The organism is Idiomarina sp. H2 (genome assembly GCF_004364275.1).
Lineage (GTDB): Bacteria > Pseudomonadota > Gammaproteobacteria > Enterobacterales > Alteromonadaceae > Idiomarina > Idiomarina loihiensis.
The window spans coordinates 115,718-138,679 of the sequence record NZ_SNZY01000002.1 but is presented as its reverse complement, the minus strand read 5'-3'; the positions used below and the strand labels follow the sequence as shown (position 1 = coordinate 138,679).

The following is a 22,962-nucleotide window of genomic DNA, read 5'->3' as shown; positions in this document are numbered from 1 at the left end:
ATATCTTTCGAGATATCTTTACGTCAAAAATATGCTAGTTATTTTCTAGTGCTTAAGTTTTAGGCACGACGATAATTCATAAAACAACAAGACAGAGGAAGCAAAATGGCTAATATTAAAAAGTTAGTCGTTGGTATTTCTATGGCGTTAGTCGCGGGTTCAGCTGCAGCGGCAACCGATAAGAAAGCTGATGATGATTCACTGCTGGTGATGTTTAAGCAGTCAGTGACGAAAGAGCAACGGCAAGACTTAATCAAAAATGCGGGCGGCAGTTTACGCGCACTCGATGACAGTGGTCGTGATATAGCAATGCGTCATATTGCTGATGGCCGAATTGCTAAAGTTAATGTACGCAATGCAAAACAGCGTGATGCGTTAATCAAGCGTCTGTCTCAGCACCCGCTGGTTGAGGTTGCTGAGCCTAACTACGTTATTAGTATTAACGATTCAAAAGATCCCAAGTTTAATATACTTGCTACTCCGGATGACCCAGGCTTCGGTGATATGTGGGCACTGGAAAATACGGGGCAGAGCGGAGGTACGCCGGGCGCGGACATTGATGCCCGGCCAGCCTGGGATATTACGACCGGCGACAGTAATATTGTTATTGGCGTAATCGATAGTGGTGTTGATTACACCCATCCTGATTTAGCTGGAAATATGTGGGTTAACCCGGGTGAAATCTGTGACAACGGTGAAGATGACGATGGCAACGGTGTTGTCGATGATTGCTATGGTTACTCGGCTATAACGTCCACCGGGGATCCGATGGATGAGAATGGTCATGGTACACACGTTTCAGGCACCATTGGTGCAACATCAAATAATGGCGCGGGGGTTACCGGAATTAACTGGGACGTGCAAATAATCGGCTGTCAATTTCTCGACGAGTTTGGTGACGGTTATACCGATGGCGCTATTGAATGTATTAACTACATGACCAATTTAAAAGTTAACCATGGTGTTAATTTGGTTGCGACTAATAACTCCTGGGGTGGTGGTTCTTATTCAGAATCATTGCGAACGGCCATCAGCGACAGTATTGATCAGGGCATTATGTTTGTCTCGGCTGCCGGCAACGCGGGTGTCGATGCAGACGTTACGGCAAGCTACCCTGGTGGTTACGATCTCGACGGTATTGTGAATGTTGCCAATACGACGCGCACCGACAGTATGGAAGAGGACTCAACCTATGGCCTGGAATCTGTTGATTTAGGGGCTCCGGGTACGGAAATTCTTTCAACCTACTTAGATGGTGGTTATGCGACTGCAACTGGAACCTCAATGTCCAGTCCGCATGTTGCTGGTGTTGCCGGATTAGTTTGGTCTATCGACCCGAGTCTTAGCATTGCTGAAGTAAAGCAAATTCTTATGGATTCAGGCGAGAGTATTCCGGCATTATCGGGTAAAACTGCTTCAGGAAAGCGTCTGAACGCATTAAGTGCTTTAGAAGCTGCCGATCCAGATCCGACTTACCTGTTAACTTTGTCTCCGGGTCGACAGGAAATTGTAGCTGGTGAGAACGCCGCCTTTACTCTTGATGTTGACAGTATTGCAGATTGGTCAGGCACCGTTAATTTAAGTGTTTCCGCGGAACCTGAACTGGATGTCTCGCTGTCCTCAAGTCAGGCTGGCGAGGGAGACAGTGTCGATGTACAGGTGAATACAACCGATGAGACACAATGGGGGGAGTACAGCATCACCGTCAGTGGCTCCGATGCTGAAACGGGCGAAATTACCCGTGAGGTGAGTTCGGCTGTGTATGTTCTGCCACAAGGTTTGTCAGATTTCTATTATGAAGATACGGCGAATACCGACATTCCGGATGATGACAGTGAGGGTATTTCGCGAGTCATTAATGTACCCGAAACGGGTGTTGTTTTTGGTGCCGACGTGAGTGTCGATATTACTCATACCTATCAGGGCGACTTGATTGTCAGCTTAACCTCACCTGAGGGTACTGAGCATGTATTGCATGACCGCTCTGGTGGTAGCGCTGATGATTTAGTGCGCAGTTGGTCTGTTGATACCTTTAATGGTGAAGATATGACTGGTGACTGGACGCTGAGTGTTTCAGATAATGCCGGTGCGGATACCGGGACTCTGAACCACTGGTCATTGACGTTAACTGCGGTGGAAGAAGATGATGGTTTGCCGGATGCTCCGGTTGCCAGCTTCGAAACCAGTGTAGATGACTTAACTGTGACCTTTACCAATACTTCGTCAGACAGTGATGGCGACATTGCCAGTTACTTCTGGGAATTCGGTGACGGTAACACTTCAACAGAAGCTAGCCCGATCTATGCTTACTCTGAAGCGGGCGTTTATGATGTAACACTAACGGTTACGGATGAAACTGAGCTTTCTGATAGTGTCACCCAGTCAGTTAATGTCAGTATTACTGATATTGAACTGAGTATTTATCGTGCGACTCACTTGCGTAATGGTACGACGCTGGTCGACCTGCGTTGGAGCGGAGCTTCTGGAGATGTCGATCTTTATCGTGATGGGGAGTTTATCGAAACCCTGGATAATTCAGGTCGATACCGTGATCGCTTTGAGTCTGACGGAAGCGATGTAGTTTACGAGCTGTGTGAAACCGGAACTGAGGCATGTCAATCAGCTACAGCGAGTTTCTAATGCTGAGTTAAGCCGACGTTTTAACGTATAAAGGGCACCAATTGGTGCCCTTTTCTATGCTCAATTATACCTAGCGGTTAATTAAGGTTCATAGCGTGCTTCAAGATCGACGCCTGAATATGCGCTGTAGGCAAAGACACCAATGTGCCAGCGGCCTTCCTGAGGGTTGTCGATAGTGCAGACTTCTTCATTTCCTGCATTATAAGGACGGCAGTCCCAGCTTGACTGAGTCGGTTCACTGCCCTGACGCAGATAAAGATCCGCATCGCCACTGCCACCAGTAATAGTGACTGTTAATGTTGACATGCCAGCTGGAACATCGAGATAGAAGCGATTCCACTCATTAGTTGACGCTGATAAGTTATCAACAGTGCCACCGCCGCCAGATGAGCCGTCGTCGCCGCCATTGTCACCGCCGTTTCCGCCACCGGAAGCCAGTGTTACGGCAGCCGCGGCATCGACGATACCAGTACCACAACCGTTGCAACTACCCGGGAAAGAGCGGGCTGAGTTACGCAGAATCTGTTCAATGTCATCTGGTGTTGCTGCCGGATCAGCTGCTTTAATTAAAGCGGCCGCGCCTGCTACGTGAGGTGCTGCCATTGAAGTACCCTGGCTGTAGCCGTAGCTATCAGAGCCTGGTGTTGAAGTGCCTGTGTTGTAAGTAGATAGCACACCATTAGGGTCGTTAGCGCTTTGCATTGCACCACCTGGTGCCGCAACATCGACATTCGAACCGTAGTTTGAGTAGTAAGCGCGATCGCCGTTACGATCAGTAGAAGCTACGTTAACAACACCGTTACAGTTGCCCGGGTTGTAGTTGGTTGAATTGTCGTTGCTGTTACCGGAAGCCACGACTACTGTCGCTCCATTATTGCGAGCGGTGTTGATCGCGTTCTGTGTTGTAGTCGAGCAAGTACCGCTGCCACCCAGGCTCATGTTTAAGACATCGGCAGGGTTAGCATTAGGGCTTGTTCCCGGAACTGAACCGCCTGATGCCCAGACAATACCGTCCGCAATATCGGCTGTGGTTCCGCCGCAGCGACCCAGAACACGTACGGGTACAATTTGTGCGCCATAGGCGACGCCAGCGACACCGCTGGAGTTATTTGTTTCAGCGGCAATGGTTCCGGCAACGTGAGTACCATGCCAGCTCGAGTTTTGGTCCTGAGCCGGGTAGCCATTACCACAGGCTCCTGCACTGACCCAGTCGCCCGGATCTTGTGCGTCGCTGTCGCGGCCATCGCCGTCATTACCGATAAAACTGTCTGAAATCATGTCGTAGCCGGGTAAAATATTGCCGACCAGGTCAGAGTGTGGGCGATAACCAGTATCGAGTACGGCTACAACAACGCCACTGCCATCGACGGAGTCCCACGCTGTTGGGACATTCAGTCCACCAACGCTTTCATAATAATGCCACTGGTCGTCATAGTTAGGATCATTTGGTGTGGCAAAGTGGCGGAGGATTTTGTTTTCCTCTACAAATTCAACGTCGCTATCTGCTTTAAGTGACTGAAGGTATTCTTTCGTTTCTTCGGGGCTCAGTCGGCCTTGTGCTTTTACTACGAAATGTTGTTGCAGAGCCATTGAACGCTCAAAGGCGACACTTTTGCCGGTGCGCTTAGAAAGCACCGATGTAAAACCACGCATCTGTTGGGCGACAGCCGCAGCATTTGATGAAGGGTGTTCTGACGACTGTTGTTGCATTTGTTGCACAACTTGAGAGCCATCCTTGAGCTTTACGATAAAGCTGGTTGCTGGTCCATTTGACCGCTCTTTCAGTGATGGCTTTGCGCCATTGTTGCCGTTATCAGATCCGTTCTGCGATAAGGTTTCAGCTGCTACGCTGGTGCCAGCTAACAAGCCTGACAGTGCGATAGCAATTAACGTCTTATGCTGTTTATTTTTTGTCATCATAAGATTCTCTTTGTTGTTTTTCTGTGAATTTAAAATTAGTGATAAACAGCATCACTAGATACGTAACGTTATGTTACATAAGTAGATTCTGTAGAGAATGCTTGAGAAGTAAACCTTGCCAACAGTGTGGAAATATAATTAATGCTATAATATTTGAGGGGTTGTTACCCCATGTTAACGTCTTGAAAGTCAACGTTCACGTAAGTTGACGTCATTTTTAAAAATGACGAATGATTTACACAACTTTACTTATATCGTTTTGTTATATTTTTATAGCAAGACTTGATTAACAGGAGCTGCATTTTTCTTCTGACGCGTAAAAACGCGCTGATACGTCCGGGTGGGAGCGCTTTCTGCCTTTCATCACGTTTTCGCCAACGTTATGCAGCAAGGGGTTGCCCGGATCACTGGTTGGCCCCTTCGCGTGTTTTGCTAAATGGGAAGGGAGTTTTAACACCGGTACCGAAGCATTCAGCTGAGCGGCCATGAAGAATGCCGACGAATAACGAGTAACCCCAGTTTTAGGGCTGCTAACACGATGGTTAGTCGCTTTTAAATAGCCATTAGACGCCAGCTCCAGTAATTCGCCGATATTTACCACAAAAGCGCCGGGGCGCGGAGCCACCTTGTACCATTGTTGCTCGTACTCCACTTCCAGTCCGCTGTTTTCGTCTTGCAGAACTAAGGTGAGGTAGCCCGGATCCTTATGCGCACCAACACCCTGACCAGAGGCTTCTGGGCTGCCGGGGTATTTAATAAGCTTAGTATGACGGTAAGGACCGTTGCTGATGGTTTCAGCCAATGCGTCAGCCGGTTGCTCCAGGCTTTCGCATAACGCCGCCAAAAGCTGCAGAGACACTTCGGTTAGCTTGTCCTGCCAGGACAACAACTGGCTTTTTATGGCAGGCAATTGCCGAGGCCACTGGTTAGGGCCTATGAGTTTTTGCCACTCATGGTGTATAGCGGATGCAGACAGAGCAGGCAATTCGTCCATGATATCAAATTGTTCACGACGATCCCGCCGGCCTGCTGTTAACTCGGAATAGTTTGCTGAGTAGCCACGAAAATGCGGTGAATGAATCATCTGCACCTGTTTCTTTTCTGCATCACTGAGTGCAAAAAAGCTTTTAGCGGTATCCAGTACCTTAACCTGCTCTGCCAGTGAAATACCGTGGTCTTCCAGGTAGAAGAAGCCAACATCACGCGCAGCTCTACCAAGGTCAGCAATGAATTGCTGGCGATCAGAGGCACTGAGATAAAGTTTTCGCATGGATAATACAGGTATCGGGCTTTGCATAATTGACTCAACAGTTTGTTTCTGCCGCTAAGTTTACGTTGCCATGTAGCATTAACTGAAGAATCAAAATCTTCTATGGTAGACAGCTTGGCTATATCAATAATCTGCAATTAAGCCGGTACTTATTTCTGCTAGTACTCGACCAGTAACAGCTGCCTGTGTAAAATCTTTGGGTCTTTAATTAAACAGTGAGAAATTCAGAATGGGTCGCGCCTATCAAAACCGAAAAGATTCAATTGCTAAAACGGCGAATGCAAAGAGCAAAGTCTATAGCCGTTATGGTCGTGAAATTTACGTTTGCGCCAAGCAAGGTGGTGGAGATCCTGATGGCAATCTCGCGCTTCGAGGCTTAATAGATCGGGCGAAAAAAGATCAGGTTCCTGCTCACGTTATTGAAAAAGCAATAGACAAGGCGCAGGGCGGAGCAGGAGAAGATTTTTCTCCGGCGCGTTACGAAGGTTATGGGCCCAGCAACTGTATGGTCATTGTCGAATGCTTAACCGATAACCCGAACCGCACCTTCGGCGATGTCCGTAACTGCTTTACCAAAAGTAAATCAAAAATTGGTGCTCAGGGCAGCGTTGCGCATTCATTTGACCACTGTGCGATTTTTGCCTTCCGGCATGACAGTGAAGACGAAGTGCTGGAAGCCATGATGGAAGCTGATGTTGATGTTACCGACGTCGAATTCGAAGATGGTCTGGTTACCGTATTTGCGCCAAATACTGAGTACGCGGCAGCCCGTCAGGCCTTAACTCATGCGTTTCCTGATATTGATTTTGAAGCCGACGAAATTCAGTTTTTACCTCAGGTAACGACCAGCATAGCTGAAGATGATTTACCAATGTTTGAACGTTTGATGGATATGCTGAACGATTTGGATGACGTTCAAAACATTTACCATAATGCCGAACACTAGGTTGATGCAGATCAACTCGGTTATTCAGTAAACCTTATAAACTTCAGGGGTCTTCATTAACAAGGAGTTCCCCATGAAGCTTAAAGCATTATCGTGCGGTGTATTGTTAGGCTTGCTAAGCACTTCTGCATTAGCAAATGATTTTTCTATCAACGTTGGTGCCATCTCTGTCATGCCTGATGACAGCAGTAGTCACTTGAACGTTGTTGAGTCAGTAGCTGGTTTACCAGAGAACAGTACTGGCGTTGGTGTAAACACGAATACTCAGTTAGGTTTAACTTTTGATTATAAGTTAACTGAAAACTGGACGCTTGAACTGGTTGCAGCAACACCGTTCAGCCATGATATTACGGCAACAGGTTCGTTGGCTGGGCTGAAAATAGGTAAAACCAAGCATTTGCCACCAACCTTGCTGGCGCAATATCATTTTGATATCGACAGTGAAATGTTTAAACCTTTCGTCGGTATTGGTGTTAACTACACCGCTTTCTTTGATGAGCAAGTCGACCCGCAGTTCCGCTCAACGTTAGGCGACCTGGGTGTTGTTACCGACAATGACGATGTCTCTTTAGCGCTGAAAAACAGCTGGGGCTATGCTCTGCAAGCTGGTGTAAATGTCGATTTGAGTGAAAATTGGGGTCTTCACTTCATGGTCAGCCGCATGGATATCGATACCACGGGTGATGTTCGTGTGAACGGTAATACCATTGAAAGTGTTGATGTTGATATCGACCCTTACGTTGCTATGGCCGGTGTTCGCTATAACTTCTAAAGCCTTTGCGCCGCTCGTCCCCGGGCGGCGCATTTTTAATGTGGCGAGCGTTTCGACAATTTGCGCTGTAACGTACGCCGATGCATTCCCAGTTCTCGTGCTGTCTTAGAAACATTCCCCTGATTATCGGTAAGCACTCTTTGAATATGCTCCCACTCAATTTGAGTTGGCGTTAAACGGTTTACCGAAGCGTCTTCTAACTCCAGTTTCTCATTAGTAAAGCGACGTAGTAATTCACTGGTACCCACGGGTTTCGTTAGGTAGTCCGTTGCGCCGCGCTTCATCGCCTCTACGGTTGTTGCAATACTCGCGTAGCCGGTTAGTACCACTAAGTGACAGGGAGAGTAGCGTTCTTTGAGTGGTTGAATAAGTGCCAATCCATTGTCGTCGCCCAGCATCATATCCAGCAGAATACCGTCAAAATGACCTTCTAGCGCTAGTGCCTGATGACCCGAGTGTGCCATTTGCACCAAAACACCATGATGCTCCAGACGCCGTTGCAAAATGCCGCAGAAACCCTCATCGTCATCAATAATAAGCAGCCGGAATTTATTCATAGGCTGTTACCGGTAAAAGAACCAACGTGAGCGTGCCCTCGGAAGTGGATTGCCAGCTGACCTGACCACCAAGCCGTTCAAGTGTGGCATGGCTGATAACCGCGCCAATACCCATACCATTTTCACTTAAGGTCATTGATTTGCCTATTTTTCGTTGTTGCGCCTGGCTTAACCCATCACCATTATCGAGAATGTGGATGGTGAGCTGAGGATTCGCATCAACTAACGTCAGGTTGAGTTGCACGGATACGACCAACTGATGACTGCGCTCGCCAGCGCTAATAGCATTAATGACCAGGTTAGCGATAGCTGGGAACAGGGTGCGGTCGGCGCTAATAATGGCGGTTTTAAAGCGTTCGGGGCATTGCCAGTTGACCTGAGCATCGGGTCGGGCAATTCGCAGAAGCTGACGTAACTGAGTAATAATTTCCCCGATAGTGTAATTGTGCTGGCGCCTGGTGCGCACGTCCTCAGCTGCGTCCCGCCATTGTTCAAGGCTTGCTTCAACTTTGCCCAGGTGCTCACTAAACTCTTGTTTTAGTGACAGCTCAATATCGCATTCCTGAAGTTCTTCGTTGAGTAACCGTAACGACTGCACAGGAGTGGCAACGTCATGAGTTAACTGAGCTGCGGCTGCACCTATGGTCAAAAGCTGTTCGTCGCGCAGCTGGCGTTCACGTGCATTCTGTAATGCTTTTTCTGACTGAAACCATTGCCGCTTTAGGTAGTACATTGATAAAGCAATAATAGCCGCTGCAATCACAAAACCGCTGACCATACCCATGGCGTGTTTCAGCATCTCGTCGCTTAAGGCATGGGCGGTGTGACTTTGCTGTCCGGGCAAAAGTGAAGGTAAGCCTATTTGCGCAACCTGCCCCAGAATGCTTATCAACACCACAATCAAAGCAAAAGTTGGTGGTAACAATAAAAACGCGATGACGATAAATATCAGTAATAACGAAGTGAACGGATTACTGATACCACCATTAAAGGCAACCCAGAGGTTGCCCAGTACTATGTCCAGACATAAGGCTAAGCACAATGGCCAGGCTCTATGAGTAATAAATTTATAGGTCAGTAATGTCAGCATCGGGCTTAAAAGTGGTAGTTGGTCTGCAGCCAGACAGTACGACCCGGCTCATTAACTTTGTCAATTTGCTGGTATCCGGAAATGCTGGCGGCGGAGCGACTCAAGTGCTCTGCATAGGTTTTATCCAGTATATTATCGACTCCTAAACTTAGCTGCCACTTTGGATCAATTTTCCAGTCGATATTTGCCGATAAAACACCATAACCCGGGCTATTACCGATATCATAGCCAATGACATTGCCCTGATTCACTGCTGTGCGCTCTTGTTTATCCACCAGGCGCCAGAGCAAAGAGTAAGTCAGTGCGTTGTGGCGGTAATCAGTGGCAATACGCAGTTCATCAGCAGGTTGCTGCGGCAGATAGTTATCATCGGTTTTATTACTTCCGCGGGTTATGGCCAGTGCTGATGACACCGACCAGGCTTGGGTCAGTTGGTAACTTAAGGTTGTTTCCCCGCCCCAGGTTCGGGCATTAATATTACGGACGGTATCCGGCTGCATCATCATGCCTTTTTGCAAAAGAATAAAGTCATCGACCCGACTGTAGAAAATGGACGCGTCCAGTCGCCATTTATCGGTGTTTATATCGAGACCAATATCCCATTGTTGGTTGGTCTCTGCGTCGGTGTAAAAAGCCGATTTTGACGTTGGTGACTGGCGGCTGTTACCAATGGCCTCCCAGTAGTCCGGGAACCGCTCCGCCTGACCCCAACCCGCATACCAATAACCATTTTTAAGCTGTTTTTCTATACGAAGAAACCCGCTATGAAGGTTCTCACTGCGTGTTTCATTCGCCGTGGGGTTGGATTGAGCCGGAGCTGACATTGGCGTAATGGTGGTGCGCTTGTCTGTCATTTTCCAGTGATCAAGCCGATAACCGCTGACTAACTGCCATTCCTGGTCGATAGCATGGCGGTATTCTGCATAAATGCCATCTTGCTCAATAAAAGCGTCATCAACCCGGTTAAGGCTTTCAAATGGTTGGTTCAACTGATCTTTGCTGGAACGGTTACGGTGAGCTGACTCATTATGTTCAAGCCCAGTTTTGAGTTGCCCGGAAGGGTTTAACTGCCATTCGGAGGCAAGTTTAAAACCACGGGAATATCTATCCGGGTTACTGGCGGTTGGGTTGGGCATCATCATCGACGGGGTAAACTCGCGCAAAGAATAGTTGTCCATAACGTGGTCAATGGTATTGAAATAGGTATTAACAGAAAGTTCTTCGAGCGAACGGTTCTCAGGTTGCCATTGGTAATTCAGCGCGACGCTTTTACGGTCAAAGAGCACCCCATCCATACTGCGATCGGCGTAGGCTGCCTCGCCATCGCTAACGCCAAGCTTGAGTATCAGACGATGCTGCCGTGAGGGTGTCCAGGCAAGGTCAACATCGCCACTCCAGCGTTCATACTGGCTGTTAATGCTATTACCCGAGCCATCTTCGTAGTCATCGGCGGTTGCGGCAGATGCGTTCACGCGTACATAGCCTGGTTGCGCTCCCCAGGTTAAATCAGCGGTGGTATTCAGGCGGCCGTACTGCGCTGTGGTGGCATTTAAGTAACCGGTAAACTCGGGTACTTCAAAGAATGTTGCTTCTCGCTCAAAATGGATAGATGCTGCTGAACCGGCGAACAATACGGTTTGTGGGCCCTTAACAATCGTCACGCTGTCATAACTTTGTGGGGTTATGTACGCCGTTGGCGGATCCATGCGGCTGCTACACCCACCCTGCAGCATTTGCCCGTCATTAACTATGGTCAGTCTGCCTGCTCCCATGCCGCGGAATAAAGGGTCAGCAGAGGCTCCGCCTTTGCGGGTTGCACTAAATCCAGCAAGGCTTTTTAAAAAATCACCGGCATCGTGAGCAGGCAGCGGTTGTCTGGGTTGTTTCGAATCGACTACCCATTCACTGGGCGACTGCATCGATTCGCCAATAATGACAATTCTTTCCTGAATATCGGTGGTTTCGTTAGCGTAACTGATAATTGGCAAGAGTAAGCAAGTTGCCAGAGGATAAATAGCTTTCATACGACATTGTCCTTTAATAAGGTAATGTCGCTATTATTCTCTATTTTTTAGGTGGTTAGGATGCGACAAAAGGTAGCATCCCTTTAGTAGTACCACTTAAAGCGAAGGGCAGAATTTATCTTTCAATAACGTCATAAAAGCTTCGGTATCCGGGTCTTTTATGGAGTAGTACACGGTTTGCGACTCTTTACGAATGCTGACCAATTGCTGTTGACGCAATACCGCAAGGTGTTGTGAAAAAGCTGACGGGCTTAAGTCAAAAAACTGATGAAGTTGACCCACACTTTGTTCACCTAAAGCCAGTCGGCATAAAATTTGTAAACGGTGGGGGTTACCTAAAGAGCGCAGAAAGCTTGCTGCATTCTGCGCCTCTTCCTGATGCATCTCTTGTGATTCAGTTGCACTCATGGTGTCGTTATTTTCCTGATTTTTCTAACTCACGCTCTGTTTTTAATCCTAACGCTTTTTTCATAAAAATGCCTGCCGGACAAAAACCCGTGAAAGATTGTTGAAATAGATTGGCGCCAATAAATACGGTCAGCCATACCCAGTTGGGGTGAACCCAATAAGTCAAAGCTAACGATAACAATACCATAAAGCCTGCAAATGCGGTTATAGCTCTTTCTACACTCATTATCGAACTCCTAGTTTTTCTATTAAAACGCATACCGCATACGCAGATACGCGTTGTTGTTTTCGGTGAACTGGCCAAAAAAAGTCTCTGGACGTTCGCGGAAAAATAGGTTGAAGCCGCCGCTTAATGACCAGTTATCGTCAATGCGGTAGTCAAAAGTCGGCCGTAAGTAGCCGTCGCTTTGATTCGGTGATACAAAAGCAAACAACGACAGATTCAGATCATCACGCTCGTCGCGCCAGGTTAGACGGGTGGTGAATACGGTGCGTGTTTGGTTGTCGCCTTTCTCTACGTAAGCCTGAAAGCCGCCGGTAAAGCGCGTCCATAATTCTTGCTCGTAGCCAACCAGTGCGCGCCAATGATCTTCTGCATCATGACGGTTGTAATTGGCGACTTCGGTATTCACCAGTCCTGGTCCCAGAGGCATCCTAACGGAGGCGCCAACCACAGTTAAGCGGCCGAAGGTGGGTTGGAAGTTGTCAGTCACTGCCTCCGGGCTTTTGGTAAAGCCGTCGTAACCATAGACGGCGTATTCCACACCTTCGTGATTACGGAACAAGCGCAAAGCGTACTCATCGCGCGTGGGCTCAACAAACTGAATGGACGGATCGTCGCCGGTTAACTGCTGGGTTAGCGGATTAAAATAAGAAATGCGTTCACCGCGAATGTAATTGTCGGGGTCAAACTCAGGAGACCAGACAAAGTCGACATTGAACCAGTCGAAGTAGCTGGTGATACGCAGTGCGTCAGATGGCGCCTTCAAGTATTCCTGGTCACGTCCGACAAAGAAGGACTGCCAGTCTTTAGGGAACAGATCGTTAAGGAATAAGTAGTCGCCGGTGCCCCAGGTGAGTACCTGACGGCCAACTTTTATATCGGTGTTATCGAAAACCGTAAACTGAGCATTAAGTTCGCGAATTTGACCGTGCCAGGTTTCATCAAAGCCGTCGTACCAGCCGTCGGCTTTTGCTGTCCAGGCAATATCTTGCCAGCGTTCGTCAAAACCCAACTGTAGTCGAGGCTCAGCAATAGACAGACGCTTGTGATAGGGGGAGGATTCAAATCGTCCGCCTATTGCCGCCTCAACATAACCATAGACATCAATACCCTGGTCTTGTTCCGTTCCCCAGTCACTTTCCCATTCGTCATCCCCCCAGGAGTCCTGTGCCGATGCGGCCTGAGCCAAAGTGAAAAGAACAGTAAACGCTAAAATTTTCCGGTATGGCATAATTAGTCTCTCAGTTGTAACCATTCTGCCGGAGGGTTACGTAAGCTGCGCTCACTGAAAATACTGTCCGGTAAGCCAATGTCGTATTGCATAAAGCGGAATTGCATGTCGGTTTTACCGCCATTTTCAAGATCCGATATTCGTGAATGAGTCACTGTTGGGTAGCCTTGAACCGTTTCAATTTCTAGTACTTCCATTTTGCGATAAGCTTCGCCGCTGTCGTTATAGAAGGTGCTTTCTACTGGCAGCATGTGCTCTTTATCAATGACCACTTCGTAGTAGCTAAACTCAACCTTGTCAGAGTCTTTAGGTGTGCCTTTTAGCACGTACTTTGCATCGTCCTCCGACAGAACTTCATAGCTGTCTAAAGCGGTATCGCGACCGGAAACGTCTTCATAGAAAAAGTGTGAACCGACAAAAGACGTACGCTTGTCGCCTGCTGATATGCGTTTAACCAAATCCAGATCGGGTAAATAAAGCCAGCGGTCATCGTCGTCGTTGACTCGTTTTACCACGCGAAACACAGTGTCACGCACATCGGCAGGGCGTGAGAAGAATATCATCATGTCCTGAACTCCACCGTCTTCCTGGTCTTTGCGCAAAATGGTGAATTGACGCATTTGTTCGCGGCCCTGATTATCAGTGATGATCATTCGCGCTGCGCTGCGGCCGTCATCACCAGAGTAATAGGCGTTTAACTCGGCTTGCTCGACAATTTCACGCGCGCTTTTTTCGGCACTAATAGCCTGGCCGCTAACGAATAAAACGGCGGCGGATAAAGCGGTTAAAAATAGGTGTTTCATGATTGGTCTCCACGGAATATAAGGCGGCTAAATACGGTCATTACCGCCGGGAGCATAATAAGCGTCACTATGGCGGATATGGCCATAATGCTGGCTAAGAATACGCCTACGGTAATGTAGGGCACTAACGGTGCGAACAGCAGTGGCGTAAAGCCAATGGCAATGACAATGGCATTGCGGGAAATGGCCCGCGCGGGCTCATCAAACATAACTACCAGAGTGTCTTTCCAGTTACCGGTTTGCTTGAATGTAGCGCGGGTGCGTTCAATGAAGTGAATAGCAAAGTCCACTGACAGCCCAAGCGTCAGCGATGACAGCACGGCAATAGGCATATCGTAGTCTTTACCGACCCAGCCGATAAGGCCATAAATAAAGGCAATGGTCAGGCTGAGCGGTAACATCGCCAGTACCCCGAAGACTACCGAGCGGAACAGTAGCACCATCATAATGAACACCACCACAAAGGCGCTGATTAGGCTGTCGAGCATGCCTTCGACCATGGCTTCCTGCCACACGACGTTCAGGTAAGCTTTGCCGGCCCAGTCCATTTCAGTGTTTGCAGGCAGAGGATTATCCTGAATATAGCTATCAACAGCTTTGACGACCTGGGTTACGTGTTGGTTGTCACCGCTGGTTAACTGCAACCACATTAAACTGCGTTTGTAGTCCGGCGTAACAAAGTGCCAGAGGTCCTGCGGACGGTGCGATGACTGATACTGCAACAGGGTTTGCGCAACGCCGTTGGCATTGTCCGGCAATTCGTAGTCTTTTTCTTCGCCCGAGCGTAATTCACGGTTAACCGTCTTGACCACGTCGGACAGGCTGTTGGATTTGCCCACCAAGCCTGTCGTTTGCAAGTACGCTTGCATCTCGCTTATGTAAGCTAGTAATTCCGGGCTTTGGAATGCTTTGCTGGCGCTATTCAGCTGTTCGAGCTCTGTCATTAAGCGCTCTAACGGCTCTAATTGGTCGGAACCAACGCTGAAGAGCAGATCATCAATAGCGATAATCCACTGGTTAAAGTTCACTTGTTCTTGCTCAAGCAGAGCGCTTATAGCATCGCGGGATTCTTCAGACAGCGCGTCGTTATTCAGGGCGTCACGAACCGCTGAGCGAGCCTTTTCGGTCGTATCTAAGGTATTTTCAAATACTACATACGCGTTGTACGTCCCGGCAAAGTGGTCGTTTAATACTTCGTCAGCAATACGAACCTCGTGGTCAGGTTTAAACCAACGCACCGGGTTGTCGTTAATGTTTATTTGCTGAATACCGAACCAGGCAAAAGCCAGAACGGCCAGGAAAAAGGCTATCCACAATTTGGCGTGGCTAGCCGCGGTAGCCCCCATTTTTTGCAGCCAACCTTGTTTATGCTCGTCATGAGTCACTTGAGTAAAGCTTTCCAGCGTTGATGGTTTCAGTGCGCAAATATAGGCAGGCACGAAAAGCACCGTAATTAAGAAGGCCAAAAGAATTCCGGAGCCAACGAAAGCGCCGAACACCTGCACCGGTGGAATTGGCGTTAGCATCAGCGAGTAAAAGCCAATAGACGAGGTTATTGAGGTAAATAGCATGGGTGTAAACAGGTGCCTCAGCACGTCTTTTATGGTGTCTTTTGCATTACCTTTTTCACGGTATCGGTCCGAAAACTCGGACATAATGTGCACTGAGTCGACTACCGCAATAGGCATCAGGAAAATAGCGATCATCGACGACATAATGTGTACGGTAAACCCCAGAGCAATGAGTGTTCCCATGGTAATAAGCACTGTCGACATGGCGACTATCATTGCTGCACTTATGAAACGCACATTGCGGAAGAAAAACCAAAGCAGAGCGAAAATTACCGCTGCTGCTAGCGGCGCTGAAATGCCCATTTGTACAAACATTTCATAGCCAAACTGGTCTTCAGCAACGGGTAAACCGGTAATGTGCCAGTCATCACTGGTTTCCAAAGTGGTAATTTTTTCACGCAGTTGCTCCGCCAGAGCATAGCTCTGGTCTTTGCTCTCAATGGGTACATAAATAGCGGCAGACTTGTCGTCGCCGGACACAATGGTGTTATAAAGCAATGGCAGGTCTTTTACTTGTTTCTGGATGTATTGCGCTTCCGCGTTACTTTCTGGCGGTTGTTTCATCATCCATTCAAAACGAATGGTGCCGGGCTCTTCCTGAGTAATATTATCGACATTCGCCAGTGACATCAGGTCGTCACTGATAACTCCGTCCAGTGACTCCGCGTAATTCGACATGGTATGCAGGTCGGTTAAAGTCTTTTGGTTGTAGACGGTGTTCTTATTCACTACGCCAACGACAATCATGTCATGCATAGCGAAGGTTTCTTTTACCTCATTATGGAAAACTCGCTGCGGGTTGTCATCCGGCAGCATGTTCTCCGGATCGGTATCAATGGTAATAGACGGGATGAACGCAGCGGCAGCAATAGTGATCAGCGTCAACGTCCAAACGACGCTTCTGCGATAGCCTGTTGCTAATTTCATAATAACATCGATCATATTATTTCTTGATAATCTAATTTAGAATAATTCGAAATATAGTCGATTATTTCTGAGTTGTCATCTATCTTGATGAAAAAATAACAAGGCGACTTCTATGACCACACCACACATTTCGGCAAAAGCCGGTGATTTTGCTGAACTTTGCTTGTTTCCTGGTGACCCGTTAAGGGCAAGACATATTGCTGAAACACATCTGGACAGTGCAGAACTCATAAGTGATACCCGAAATATGCTGGCATTTACCGGGCAATTTCGCGGTACACCCGTGTCGGTGATGGGATCCGGGATGGGGATGCCGTCTTGTGCACTCTACGCGCAAGAGTTGTTTCAGCATTTCGGTGTTGAGCGCTTAGTGCGGGTAGGCAGTTGCGGCGCCGTATCAGCAAACCTCAATTTGAGTGATCTGGTCGTTGCCCAGGGCGCCTGTACCGACTCGTCAATGAACCAAAAGCTGTTTGGCGGTTACGACTTTGCTGCAATTGCAGATTACAAACTGTTAAGTGAGTTCGTCGGTTATTGTCAGAAGAAGAACCAGCGTGTAGCTGTTGGCAATGTATTTTCTACTGACAGTTTCTACCATCCGGACAAAAAGCTGGAGTCGCGGCTGGAAGCCATGAATGTTCTGGCGCTAGATATGGAGGCAGCGGCTCTTTATGCGGTAGCGGCTATTCATAAGAAACAGGCTTTGGCCGTTATGACGGTTTCTGATGAAATAAGAACGGGCAATGGCTTGTCGGCTAATGAAAGACAGACCGCTTTTACTGAAATGACCGAGATGACATTAGAAAGTTTACTGGTTTATTGATCACGATCAAGCAAAAGCCACTTGGCAACCAACAACCCTGTATTATGTGTGACTAATGCCGATGAATGAGCAGAATAAACCGTTTGTGGTTGTAGATTCTGTCTGTAGTGGAGTGGTTATGAAGTGGCTCGATTGGTTAACTCGCCCTGTCCAAAAGTTATTTAATTTACTGAGTTTTAGACGAAAATTTAGCTTGATTGGTTTTTTACTCTTTATTCCGGTTATTGTACTGAGTTCGTTGATGGTTAATGACTCACTGGAAAAAAGTCATCAGGTTGAACAAAAGCATGAAGCCGCTCAATACTGGCCAGAATTAAGAGGGCTTTTAGAGCATATCGCCATGCACCGGGGAATGACTGGGAGTGAAGCTCAAAAACGTGAGTTTTCCAGTGAGATAAATCGTTCAGTACAAGCCATTAACCACCATTTTAGTGCTCTGGATGAGCTCCAAAGTAAATTCGGCCAAAGTCACTTGCTGCCAGAATCATTATTGCTGGAGTTGCGCCGTAAATGGCAGGGCTTAAGCGGTTCAACGGACACTTTTCATCAGCATACTGAGCTTTTGGAAAAGGTCCAAAGTGCGTTAAAGCTGCTTGGCAAAAACTCCCAACAACTGCTGGAAAATGATTTACCAAGCCTGTTCTTAGCACGTCTTTCGGTTGAAGAGCTGCCGCAGTTAGTTGAGCAGGGAGGTCGCTTAAGGGGATTAGGAGCTCAATGGTTAAGCGGAAAGGAAAGCCCCGAATTACAGCAGGATGTCACCATTTTAAGCTACGTGCTGGAAAACCAGGTTTCCGACTTTGTGGACGTTGTCGAGAGTTTATCCGAAGAAGTTAACGACCAGGGCTTGTTGATGCAGGCTAAGGCAGCCGAACAGCAGTTAAGATTATTTAGCGAAACTGCTTCTAGCAAACTAATGGAACGCAATATGTCGGCCAGTGACTTCTTCCGTGAAGGAACTGCCGCGACAGGGGCGTTATTTGCTTTTTACGACAGCGTTATTCCGGCTTATCACTCGAGACTTGAACAGCGCCTGACAAAATTAGATACGGTGATATGGACCAACGCGGCTTTGATTGTCGGTGTGTTGTTATTGCAGTTACTGTTATTTACCAGCTTATATTTAGGAATTTACCGGGCGGTGTCTGCCAATATTAAAATGGCCAAACAGCTGGCAAATGGCGACTTAAATAGTTTGAGCTCGACAGAGGGGCATGATGAGCTGTCGAAAATAACTCATTACCTGAACTCGGTCGCTATTGAGACCAGTTACTCAGTGGATGCTATACGTAAGTCGAGCGACGGTATGGACAGGCTGGGTAACGGTAATTATCAGGCAATTAAAGAGCTGGCCGAACGGGCAAGAGCTCAGGCTTCGCAAATGCAAAGCGCAGCTGCGGCAGTCGAGCAAATGACCTCGGCGATAAGTGAAGTGTCAGAGTCAACTCAGAAAGCCGCAACAGAAGCTGATAACACCTTGATATCCGCCAAAAATGGGCAGCAGGTTGTTCATACCATGGTGACTGCCATTCAGAGACTTGAGCAAGAAGTGTCCGAATCTCAGCGTGTTATAAAAACATTATCTGAAGATAGCCAGTCTATCTCGAAAATATTACTGACCATTAATGACATTGCCGACCAGACTAATTTGCTGGCGCTGAATGCTGCTATTGAAGCCGCCAGAGCCGGTGAGTCCGGTCGGGGCTTTGCGGTTGTAGCTGATGAAGTCAGACAGTTAGCACAACGGGTACAGGCTTCCACTGGCGAAATACAAAGTGTCATTGGTCGGCTGGAGACCAACACAAACAATGCAGTGCAAACCATGGAGCGCAATAAAACCCTGGCGGGCGAAAATGTTGAACAAGCGAACCGGGCTGCAAGTTCATTATCTGACATTGTCGAAAATGTTGGTGTCATTAACGACCTGAATATTCAGATAGCCTCCACAACGGAAGAGCAGTCTGCGGTAACCATAAATATTCAGGAAAACATTAATTCACTTTCTGAAAGTGCACGAATTGTTGATGAACGCTCGCAAGAAGCGTTAGAAAGCTCAGCTCAATTAACGACTTTAGGCGGCGAAATTAAGTCTCTCGGCGACCGCTATTACATTGAAAAAGACGTGATAGAGCGACGTCTTTCAGAACAAGACGTACTCATTGAATGGTCGCCGAAGCTGGATGTGGGCATTGAAGAAATTAACCGTCAGCACCAGCGCCTAATTTACATTGCTAATGAGCTGTATCGCCTGAAGCTTCGCGATGGTGATCAGCATGCGTTACAGCGTCTGGTGGACTCGTTAATTAACTACACGGCTACGCACTTTAACTACGAAGAGTTGCTAATGGAGCGTAACGGCTATCCTGACTTAGAAAACCACAAGCTTAAGCACCGCGACTTAGTGCAGGATGTGATGCGCTTCAAACACCGGGTTGATAGCCACGAAGACGTGATTGATGAGCTATTGGAGTTCGTAAAAGCCTGGCTCATGAACCACATTATGAAAAGCGATATGGCTTATAAAGGACATCTCAACAGCAAAGGTATTCACTAGGGAATTTATAGCCCCAGGCTAATAACCGGGGCTTCTTCACTTTCTTGTCGCTGGGTAAAGTCATCTTTACTGGAAAGGTTTCGCCAGTTGGCTGCCACCAGGCTCTGTCCAGTGGCGCCACCCAGGCTGTTGCCAGGCCCCAGCAGTAATAATTTATCCGGTGCGAACTCTCTTAAGGCAACTGTAATGGCTTTGGTGTAGTCGTAATACTCGGTCACCTGGTGCCCAAAAGTATAGCGTTGCAGGGCATCCAAATGGCAGCCGGGCGGCTCCCAAATAACACCTCGGCCGTCTATGAGTGGCAGTTCGGGTTGTCTGAAATGGCTGCTGTCCCACACGGAAAGAGCCTGATCTGACGCCTCTTTCATTAACGGTGAATGGAATGCCGCATGGCCGGGTAAGATCATAGGAAAGCGGTTATCAACAGGCTCTAGTGCTTTACTGGCAGTGGTTACCGCATTCTGTGTACCCGCCAGCAGAACATAGCCGCCGTAACGAATGGATAAAAACAGCTCTCCGGCGTGTTGTTCTACCAGTTGACTGACGGCCTTTTCACGAGCTTTGTCCGGTTGCCACTGCTCGTTCATAATGGGGTAAATAAGCTGCGCACCGTCGGCAGCGGCAGTTCGCTTTGCCATGTCGGTGACAATAGACATTGCTTTTTCCGGCTGCCACACACCGGCACAGGCCAGAGCGGTATACCAGCCCATAGAGTTTCCGGTCACTGCCACTATGTCATACTGCTCGGTGTCAACGGCTTTAAAGTCGGCGTAACCGGCAGCAAAAATTAAGGCTGCAGAGTTCTCCGGCTTTAAATGCAAACGGTGATCGAACTTACTTTTCTGGTCGAGTTCCGAAACGCTGATGAAACCTTCGTTTTCGCGGGTTTTATCTAATTGATTGATGAGCTGGCTTTGCTGTGACAAATGGCATTCAGTAATAGAGCCTAATTCAGGTTTGTTGTAACCACCACGACCGGGGCAGACGATAACGGCAGTTTGTTTCATTGGCCTAAATGCTCCTGTAAATAGTGGATAATGTCTTCTTTTCCAGGCAGAACTTTATAAGCGGCTGAACCCAGAGGAATAAAACTGTCTTTGGCGGTAATACGGTCAACACGCTGCCAGTCACGCCGATGTTCGTACAGAGCGGTTACCAGTTCTTCACTTAACGAACCGCGGTTACGGCATTCGTCGACAATCAGAATGTGGGTCGCCGAGCCAACGGCTGCCACAATTTTCTCAATATCCAGTGGGACTAAATAGCGCAAATCAAGAATGCGGATTCGCTTTTCAAGCGCGAGTTCGCTGCACGCCTGCCGACTTAAGTAATAACCGTTGCCATAGGTGATGATAACCAGCTCATTGCCTTCACCATAACTGGAGGGTTCGCCGAGAGCCGGTAGCGGCGCGGTAGCTGACGGAAACTCATGCAGCCAGCCTTTATCGCCTTCTTCGAGCAAGTCGCGGGTCATATAAAGCGCAATAGGCTCCAGAAAAATCACTAAGCGTTTTTGGCAGTGAGCAAGCTGAACCGATTGTCTCATCATGAGCACCGCGTCGTGTCCGTTTGATGGACACATCACAATAACGCCCGGAATATCACGAAATACGGCGAAGGAATTGTCATTGTGAAAATGTCCGCCAAAGCCTTTCTGGTAGGCCAGACCGGCAATACGAATGACCATACCGTTGTGGTACTGACCATTAGAGAAAAAGGGTAGAGTGGCGGCTTCGCCCCGAATTTGGTCTTCGGCATTATGTACGTAAGCCAGGAACTGTATTTCTGGTATGGGCAGAAAGCCTTGCTGCGCCATGCCCATGGCTAAGCCAAGAATGCTTTGCTCGTCCAGTAAGGTATTCACCACACGATTTGCGCCAAAGTGATCGAACAAGTGGTGAGTCACGTGGTATACCCCACCTTTTTTGCCAACATCTTCACCAAATACCACGGTGTTCTGGTATCGCGCCAATATTTCGTGCAATGCCCAGTTAATCATTTTGCCTAACGGCTGTGGTTTCTTAAAGTTGCGCTTATCAAACGCAAATACCGCCTGTTGCTGGGTGCTGGTTAGCGGCTGAGTATCGTCGGCCAGAGTTTTTGGCACAATGGAAGCCATGACCGACTCTGCGCATTCGAGCCTGGGTCGGGCAGAGGCCTCAGTGCCCACCCGACGAATGCGCTGTAACCAGCATTGTGCTTTTTCCGAGAGTTGAATGCCGGTGCAAAGGCCTCGCTCAATAACTTGCGCTGCACTTTGCAAAAGCACGTCAGTTTCAAAACTTTGTTCTATCGATTCATTGCTGCGATAGGCAACTTCTGCATCGGCACCGGCATGACCAAAGAAGCGCTGAGTCTTCAAATGTAAAATAGCGGGTTTCCGCGTGCGCCTGATATACTCAGCTGCCTGACGGGCTACTGCGTAAGTTTCACTGACATTAGCGCCGTCTGCATAGTAGTAGCGTATTGCTGGGTAGTTTTGTAGCTGCTGGGCAGTCCATCCTCTGGGATTCGAGGTAGAAATACCAATGCCGTTGTCTTCACACACATAGAGAATAGGCATCGGCATGCCCTGATAAGCGCTCCAGCCGGTGGCATTTAGAGTCCCTACGGCGGTGGAGTGGTTTGCTGAGGCGTCGCCAAAGTTACAAAGCACAATGGCATCATCCGGCCACTGGCCAGCTTGCTTTAAGCGTTTACTGAGTCCAATGGCGTAGGCGGTACCCATGGCTTTGGGCAAGTGCGAAGCAATGGTTGAAGTTTGTGGCGGTATATTGAGTGCCCGGCTGCCTAAAACCTTGTGGCGACCGCCTGAAATAGGATCTTCACTGGAGGCGCAAAACGACAGCATGAGGTCATATAACGAGTGCGAGCCTTCTAACTGCTTGGTACGCTGTAGAAAGAATGCGCCGCTGCGATAGTGCAGAAAAGCCGGATCGGTTACCCGTAAAGCCGCTGCAATTGCGGCGTTACCTTCGTGTCCTGCGCTACCAATGGTATAAAAGCTTTTGCCCTGGCGTTGCAGGCGACGCGATTCGATATCAATGAAGCGGCTCAGAACCTGGCTGTGAAAAAGTGCGAATAGATCTGAGTCGTTTAAATTTGAGTGCCGCGATTGCGGCGCAGGCAAGTCTGCCCGCGCCAGTCGCTCAATAAAGTCCTGTTGCCAGCCCTCAATATCGCAACGCATGGTAAGCCTCGCT

Annotated in this window: 17 protein-coding genes; 5 read left to right on the top strand and 12 right to left on the bottom strand. The window is 48.2% G+C overall.

What is annotated here, in order from left to right; genetic code table 11:
* Positions 1 to 105: 105 nt before the first annotated feature.
* Complete coding sequence (locus tag DET62_RS02850; RefSeq protein ID WP_110012973.1) at positions 106 to 2,640, top strand: S8 family serine peptidase; 2,535 nt, start codon at positions 106 to 108, stop codon at positions 2,638 to 2,640.
* A gap of 81 nt (positions 2,641 to 2,721) precedes the next feature.
* Here DET62_RS02850 and DET62_RS02845 read toward each other — a convergent pair whose 3' ends face one another.
* Both DET62_RS02845 and DET62_RS02840 read right to left on the bottom strand, forming a co-directional pair.
* Positions 2,722 to 4,560, bottom strand: a complete 1,839-nt coding sequence (locus tag DET62_RS02845) for a S8 family peptidase (protein ID WP_110012974.1) — start codon at positions 4,558 to 4,560, stop codon at positions 2,722 to 2,724.
* A 286-nt stretch (positions 4,561 to 4,846) separates the two neighbouring features.
* Positions 4,847 to 5,857, bottom strand: a complete 1,011-nt coding sequence (locus tag DET62_RS02840) for a 2-oxoglutarate and iron-dependent oxygenase domain-containing protein (protein ID WP_110012975.1) — start codon at positions 5,855 to 5,857, stop codon at positions 4,847 to 4,849.
* A 202-nt stretch (positions 5,858 to 6,059) separates the two neighbouring features.
* Here DET62_RS02840 and DET62_RS02835 point away from each other — a divergent pair, with 202 nt between their 5' ends.
* Together DET62_RS02835 and DET62_RS02830 are read left to right on the top strand one after the other, a co-directional pair.
* Positions 6,060 to 6,776 carry a YebC/PmpR family DNA-binding transcriptional regulator gene (locus tag DET62_RS02835; RefSeq protein ID WP_110012976.1) on the top strand — a complete coding sequence of 239 codons (717 nt, stop codon included), beginning with the start codon at positions 6,060 to 6,062 and terminating at the stop codon, positions 6,774 to 6,776.
* A 73-nt stretch (positions 6,777 to 6,849) separates the two neighbouring features.
* Positions 6,850 to 7,548, top strand: a complete 699-nt coding sequence (locus tag DET62_RS02830; protein WP_110012977.1) for an OmpW family outer membrane protein — start codon at positions 6,850 to 6,852, stop codon at positions 7,546 to 7,548.
* A gap of 35 nt (positions 7,549 to 7,583) precedes the next feature.
* Here DET62_RS02830 and DET62_RS02825 read toward each other — a convergent pair whose 3' ends face one another.
* From DET62_RS02825 to DET62_RS02790, 8 genes are all read right to left on the bottom strand, one after another.
* Entirely contained in the window at positions 7,584 to 8,105 is a 522-nt protein-coding gene (locus DET62_RS02825; protein ID WP_110012978.1) for a response regulator, read from the bottom strand.
* Positions 8,098 to 9,195: an ATP-binding protein gene (locus tag DET62_RS02820; RefSeq protein ID WP_243734837.1), complete on the bottom strand. Its 1,098-nt coding sequence runs from the start codon at positions 9,193 to 9,195 to the stop codon at positions 8,098 to 8,100. Before DET62_RS02820 ends, DET62_RS02825 begins: the two co-directional genes overlap by 8 nt.
* Before the next feature lie 5 nt (positions 9,196 to 9,200).
* The gene (locus DET62_RS02815) at positions 9,201 to 11,219 is read right to left on the bottom strand and encodes a TonB-dependent copper receptor (RefSeq protein ID WP_110012979.1); all 2,019 of its coding nucleotides are present in this window, start codon (positions 11,217 to 11,219) and stop codon (positions 9,201 to 9,203) included.
* A 96-nt stretch (positions 11,220 to 11,315) separates the two neighbouring features.
* Positions 11,316 to 11,627 (bottom strand): metalloregulator ArsR/SmtB family transcription factor, encoded by a 312-nt coding sequence (locus tag DET62_RS02810; RefSeq protein ID WP_011233432.1) that lies wholly within the window; start codon positions 11,625 to 11,627, stop codon positions 11,316 to 11,318.
* 7 nt (positions 11,628 to 11,634) lie between these two features.
* A complete protein-coding gene (locus DET62_RS02805; protein ID WP_110012980.1) occupies positions 11,635 to 11,853 on the bottom strand; it encodes a DUF2892 domain-containing protein in 219 nt (72 codons plus the stop codon).
* A 22-nt stretch (positions 11,854 to 11,875) separates the two neighbouring features.
* A complete protein-coding gene (locus tag DET62_RS02800; protein WP_110012981.1) occupies positions 11,876 to 13,081 on the bottom strand; it encodes a hypothetical protein in 1,206 nt (401 codons plus the stop codon).
* Positions 13,082 to 13,083: 2 nt separating this feature from the next.
* Positions 13,084 to 13,884, bottom strand: a complete 801-nt coding sequence (locus tag DET62_RS02795) for an outer membrane lipoprotein-sorting protein (RefSeq protein WP_011233435.1) — start codon at positions 13,882 to 13,884, stop codon at positions 13,084 to 13,086.
* Positions 13,881 to 16,397 (bottom strand): MMPL family transporter, encoded by a 2,517-nt coding sequence (locus DET62_RS02790; protein ID WP_110012982.1) that lies wholly within the window; start codon positions 16,395 to 16,397, stop codon positions 13,881 to 13,883. Before DET62_RS02790 ends, DET62_RS02795 begins: the two co-directional genes overlap by 4 nt.
* Before the next feature lie 97 nt (positions 16,398 to 16,494).
* Here DET62_RS02790 and deoD point away from each other — a divergent pair, with 97 nt between their 5' ends.
* The gene (gene deoD / locus DET62_RS02785) at positions 16,495 to 17,205 is read left to right on the top strand and encodes a purine-nucleoside phosphorylase (protein ID WP_110012983.1); all 711 of its coding nucleotides are present in this window, start codon (positions 16,495 to 16,497) and stop codon (positions 17,203 to 17,205) included.
* Between the two features lie 118 nt (positions 17,206 to 17,323).
* Positions 17,324 to 19,759 (top strand): bacteriohemerythrin, encoded by a 2,436-nt coding sequence (locus DET62_RS02780; RefSeq protein WP_227016372.1) that lies wholly within the window; start codon positions 17,324 to 17,326, stop codon positions 19,757 to 19,759.
* 5 nt (positions 19,760 to 19,764) lie between these two features.
* Here DET62_RS02780 and DET62_RS02775 read toward each other — a convergent pair whose 3' ends face one another.
* Both DET62_RS02775 and DET62_RS02770 read right to left on the bottom strand, forming a co-directional pair.
* A complete protein-coding gene (locus DET62_RS02775) occupies positions 19,765 to 20,766 on the bottom strand; it encodes a malonyl CoA-ACP transacylase (protein ID WP_110012985.1) in 1,002 nt (333 codons plus the stop codon).
* The gene (locus DET62_RS02770) at positions 20,763 to 22,949 is read right to left on the bottom strand and encodes a thiamine pyrophosphate-dependent enzyme (protein WP_110012986.1); all 2,187 of its coding nucleotides are present in this window, start codon (positions 22,947 to 22,949) and stop codon (positions 20,763 to 20,765) included. The genes DET62_RS02775 and DET62_RS02770 overlap by 4 nt, the downstream gene beginning before the upstream one ends.
* Positions 22,950 to 22,962 lie beyond the last annotated feature (13 nt).

Excerpts from the sequence above, each read along its gene's own strand:
- DET62_RS02795 (WP_011233435.1), bottom strand. The coding sequence starts at position 13,884 with ATGAAACACCTATTTTTAACCGCTTTATCCGCCGCCGTTTTATTCGTT.
- DET62_RS02805 (WP_110012980.1), bottom strand. The coding sequence starts at position 11,853 with ATGAGTGTAGAAAGAGCTATAACCGCATTTGCAGGCTTTATGGTATTG.
- DET62_RS02770 (WP_110012986.1), bottom strand. The coding sequence starts at position 22,949 with ATGCGTTGCGATATTGAGGGCTGGCAACAGGACTTTATTGAGCGACTG.
- DET62_RS02775 (WP_110012985.1), bottom strand. The coding sequence starts at position 20,766 with ATGAAACAAACTGCCGTTATCGTCTGCCCCGGTCGTGGTGGTTACAAC.
- DET62_RS02815 (WP_110012979.1), bottom strand. The coding sequence starts at position 11,219 with ATGAAAGCTATTTATCCTCTGGCAACTTGCTTACTCTTGCCAATTATC.
- DET62_RS02825 (WP_110012978.1), bottom strand. The coding sequence starts at position 8,105 with ATGAATAAATTCCGGCTGCTTATTATTGATGACGATGAGGGTTTCTGC.
- DET62_RS02830 (WP_110012977.1), top strand. The coding sequence starts at position 6,850 with ATGAAGCTTAAAGCATTATCGTGCGGTGTATTGTTAGGCTTGCTAAGC.
- DET62_RS02780 (WP_227016372.1), top strand. The coding sequence starts at position 17,324 with ATGAAGTGGCTCGATTGGTTAACTCGCCCTGTCCAAAAGTTATTTAAT.
- DET62_RS02850 (WP_110012973.1), top strand. The coding sequence starts at position 106 with ATGGCTAATATTAAAAAGTTAGTCGTTGGTATTTCTATGGCGTTAGTC.
- DET62_RS02810 (WP_011233432.1), bottom strand. The coding sequence starts at position 11,627 with ATGAGTGCAACTGAATCACAAGAGATGCATCAGGAAGAGGCGCAGAAT.
- DET62_RS02800 (WP_110012981.1), bottom strand. The coding sequence starts at position 13,081 with ATGCCATACCGGAAAATTTTAGCGTTTACTGTTCTTTTCACTTTGGCT.
- DET62_RS02840 (WP_110012975.1), bottom strand. The coding sequence starts at position 5,857 with ATGCAAAGCCCGATACCTGTATTATCCATGCGAAAACTTTATCTCAGT.
- DET62_RS02835 (WP_110012976.1), top strand. The coding sequence starts at position 6,060 with ATGGGTCGCGCCTATCAAAACCGAAAAGATTCAATTGCTAAAACGGCG.
- DET62_RS02820 (WP_243734837.1), bottom strand. The coding sequence starts at position 9,195 with ATGCTGACATTACTGACCTATAAATTTATTACTCATAGAGCCTGGCCA.
- DET62_RS02790 (WP_110012982.1), bottom strand. The coding sequence starts at position 16,397 with ATGATCGATGTTATTATGAAATTAGCAACAGGCTATCGCAGAAGCGTC.
- DET62_RS02845 (WP_110012974.1), bottom strand. The coding sequence starts at position 4,560 with ATGATGACAAAAAATAAACAGCATAAGACGTTAATTGCTATCGCACTG.
- deoD (WP_110012983.1), top strand. The coding sequence starts at position 16,495 with ATGACCACACCACACATTTCGGCAAAAGCCGGTGATTTTGCTGAACTT.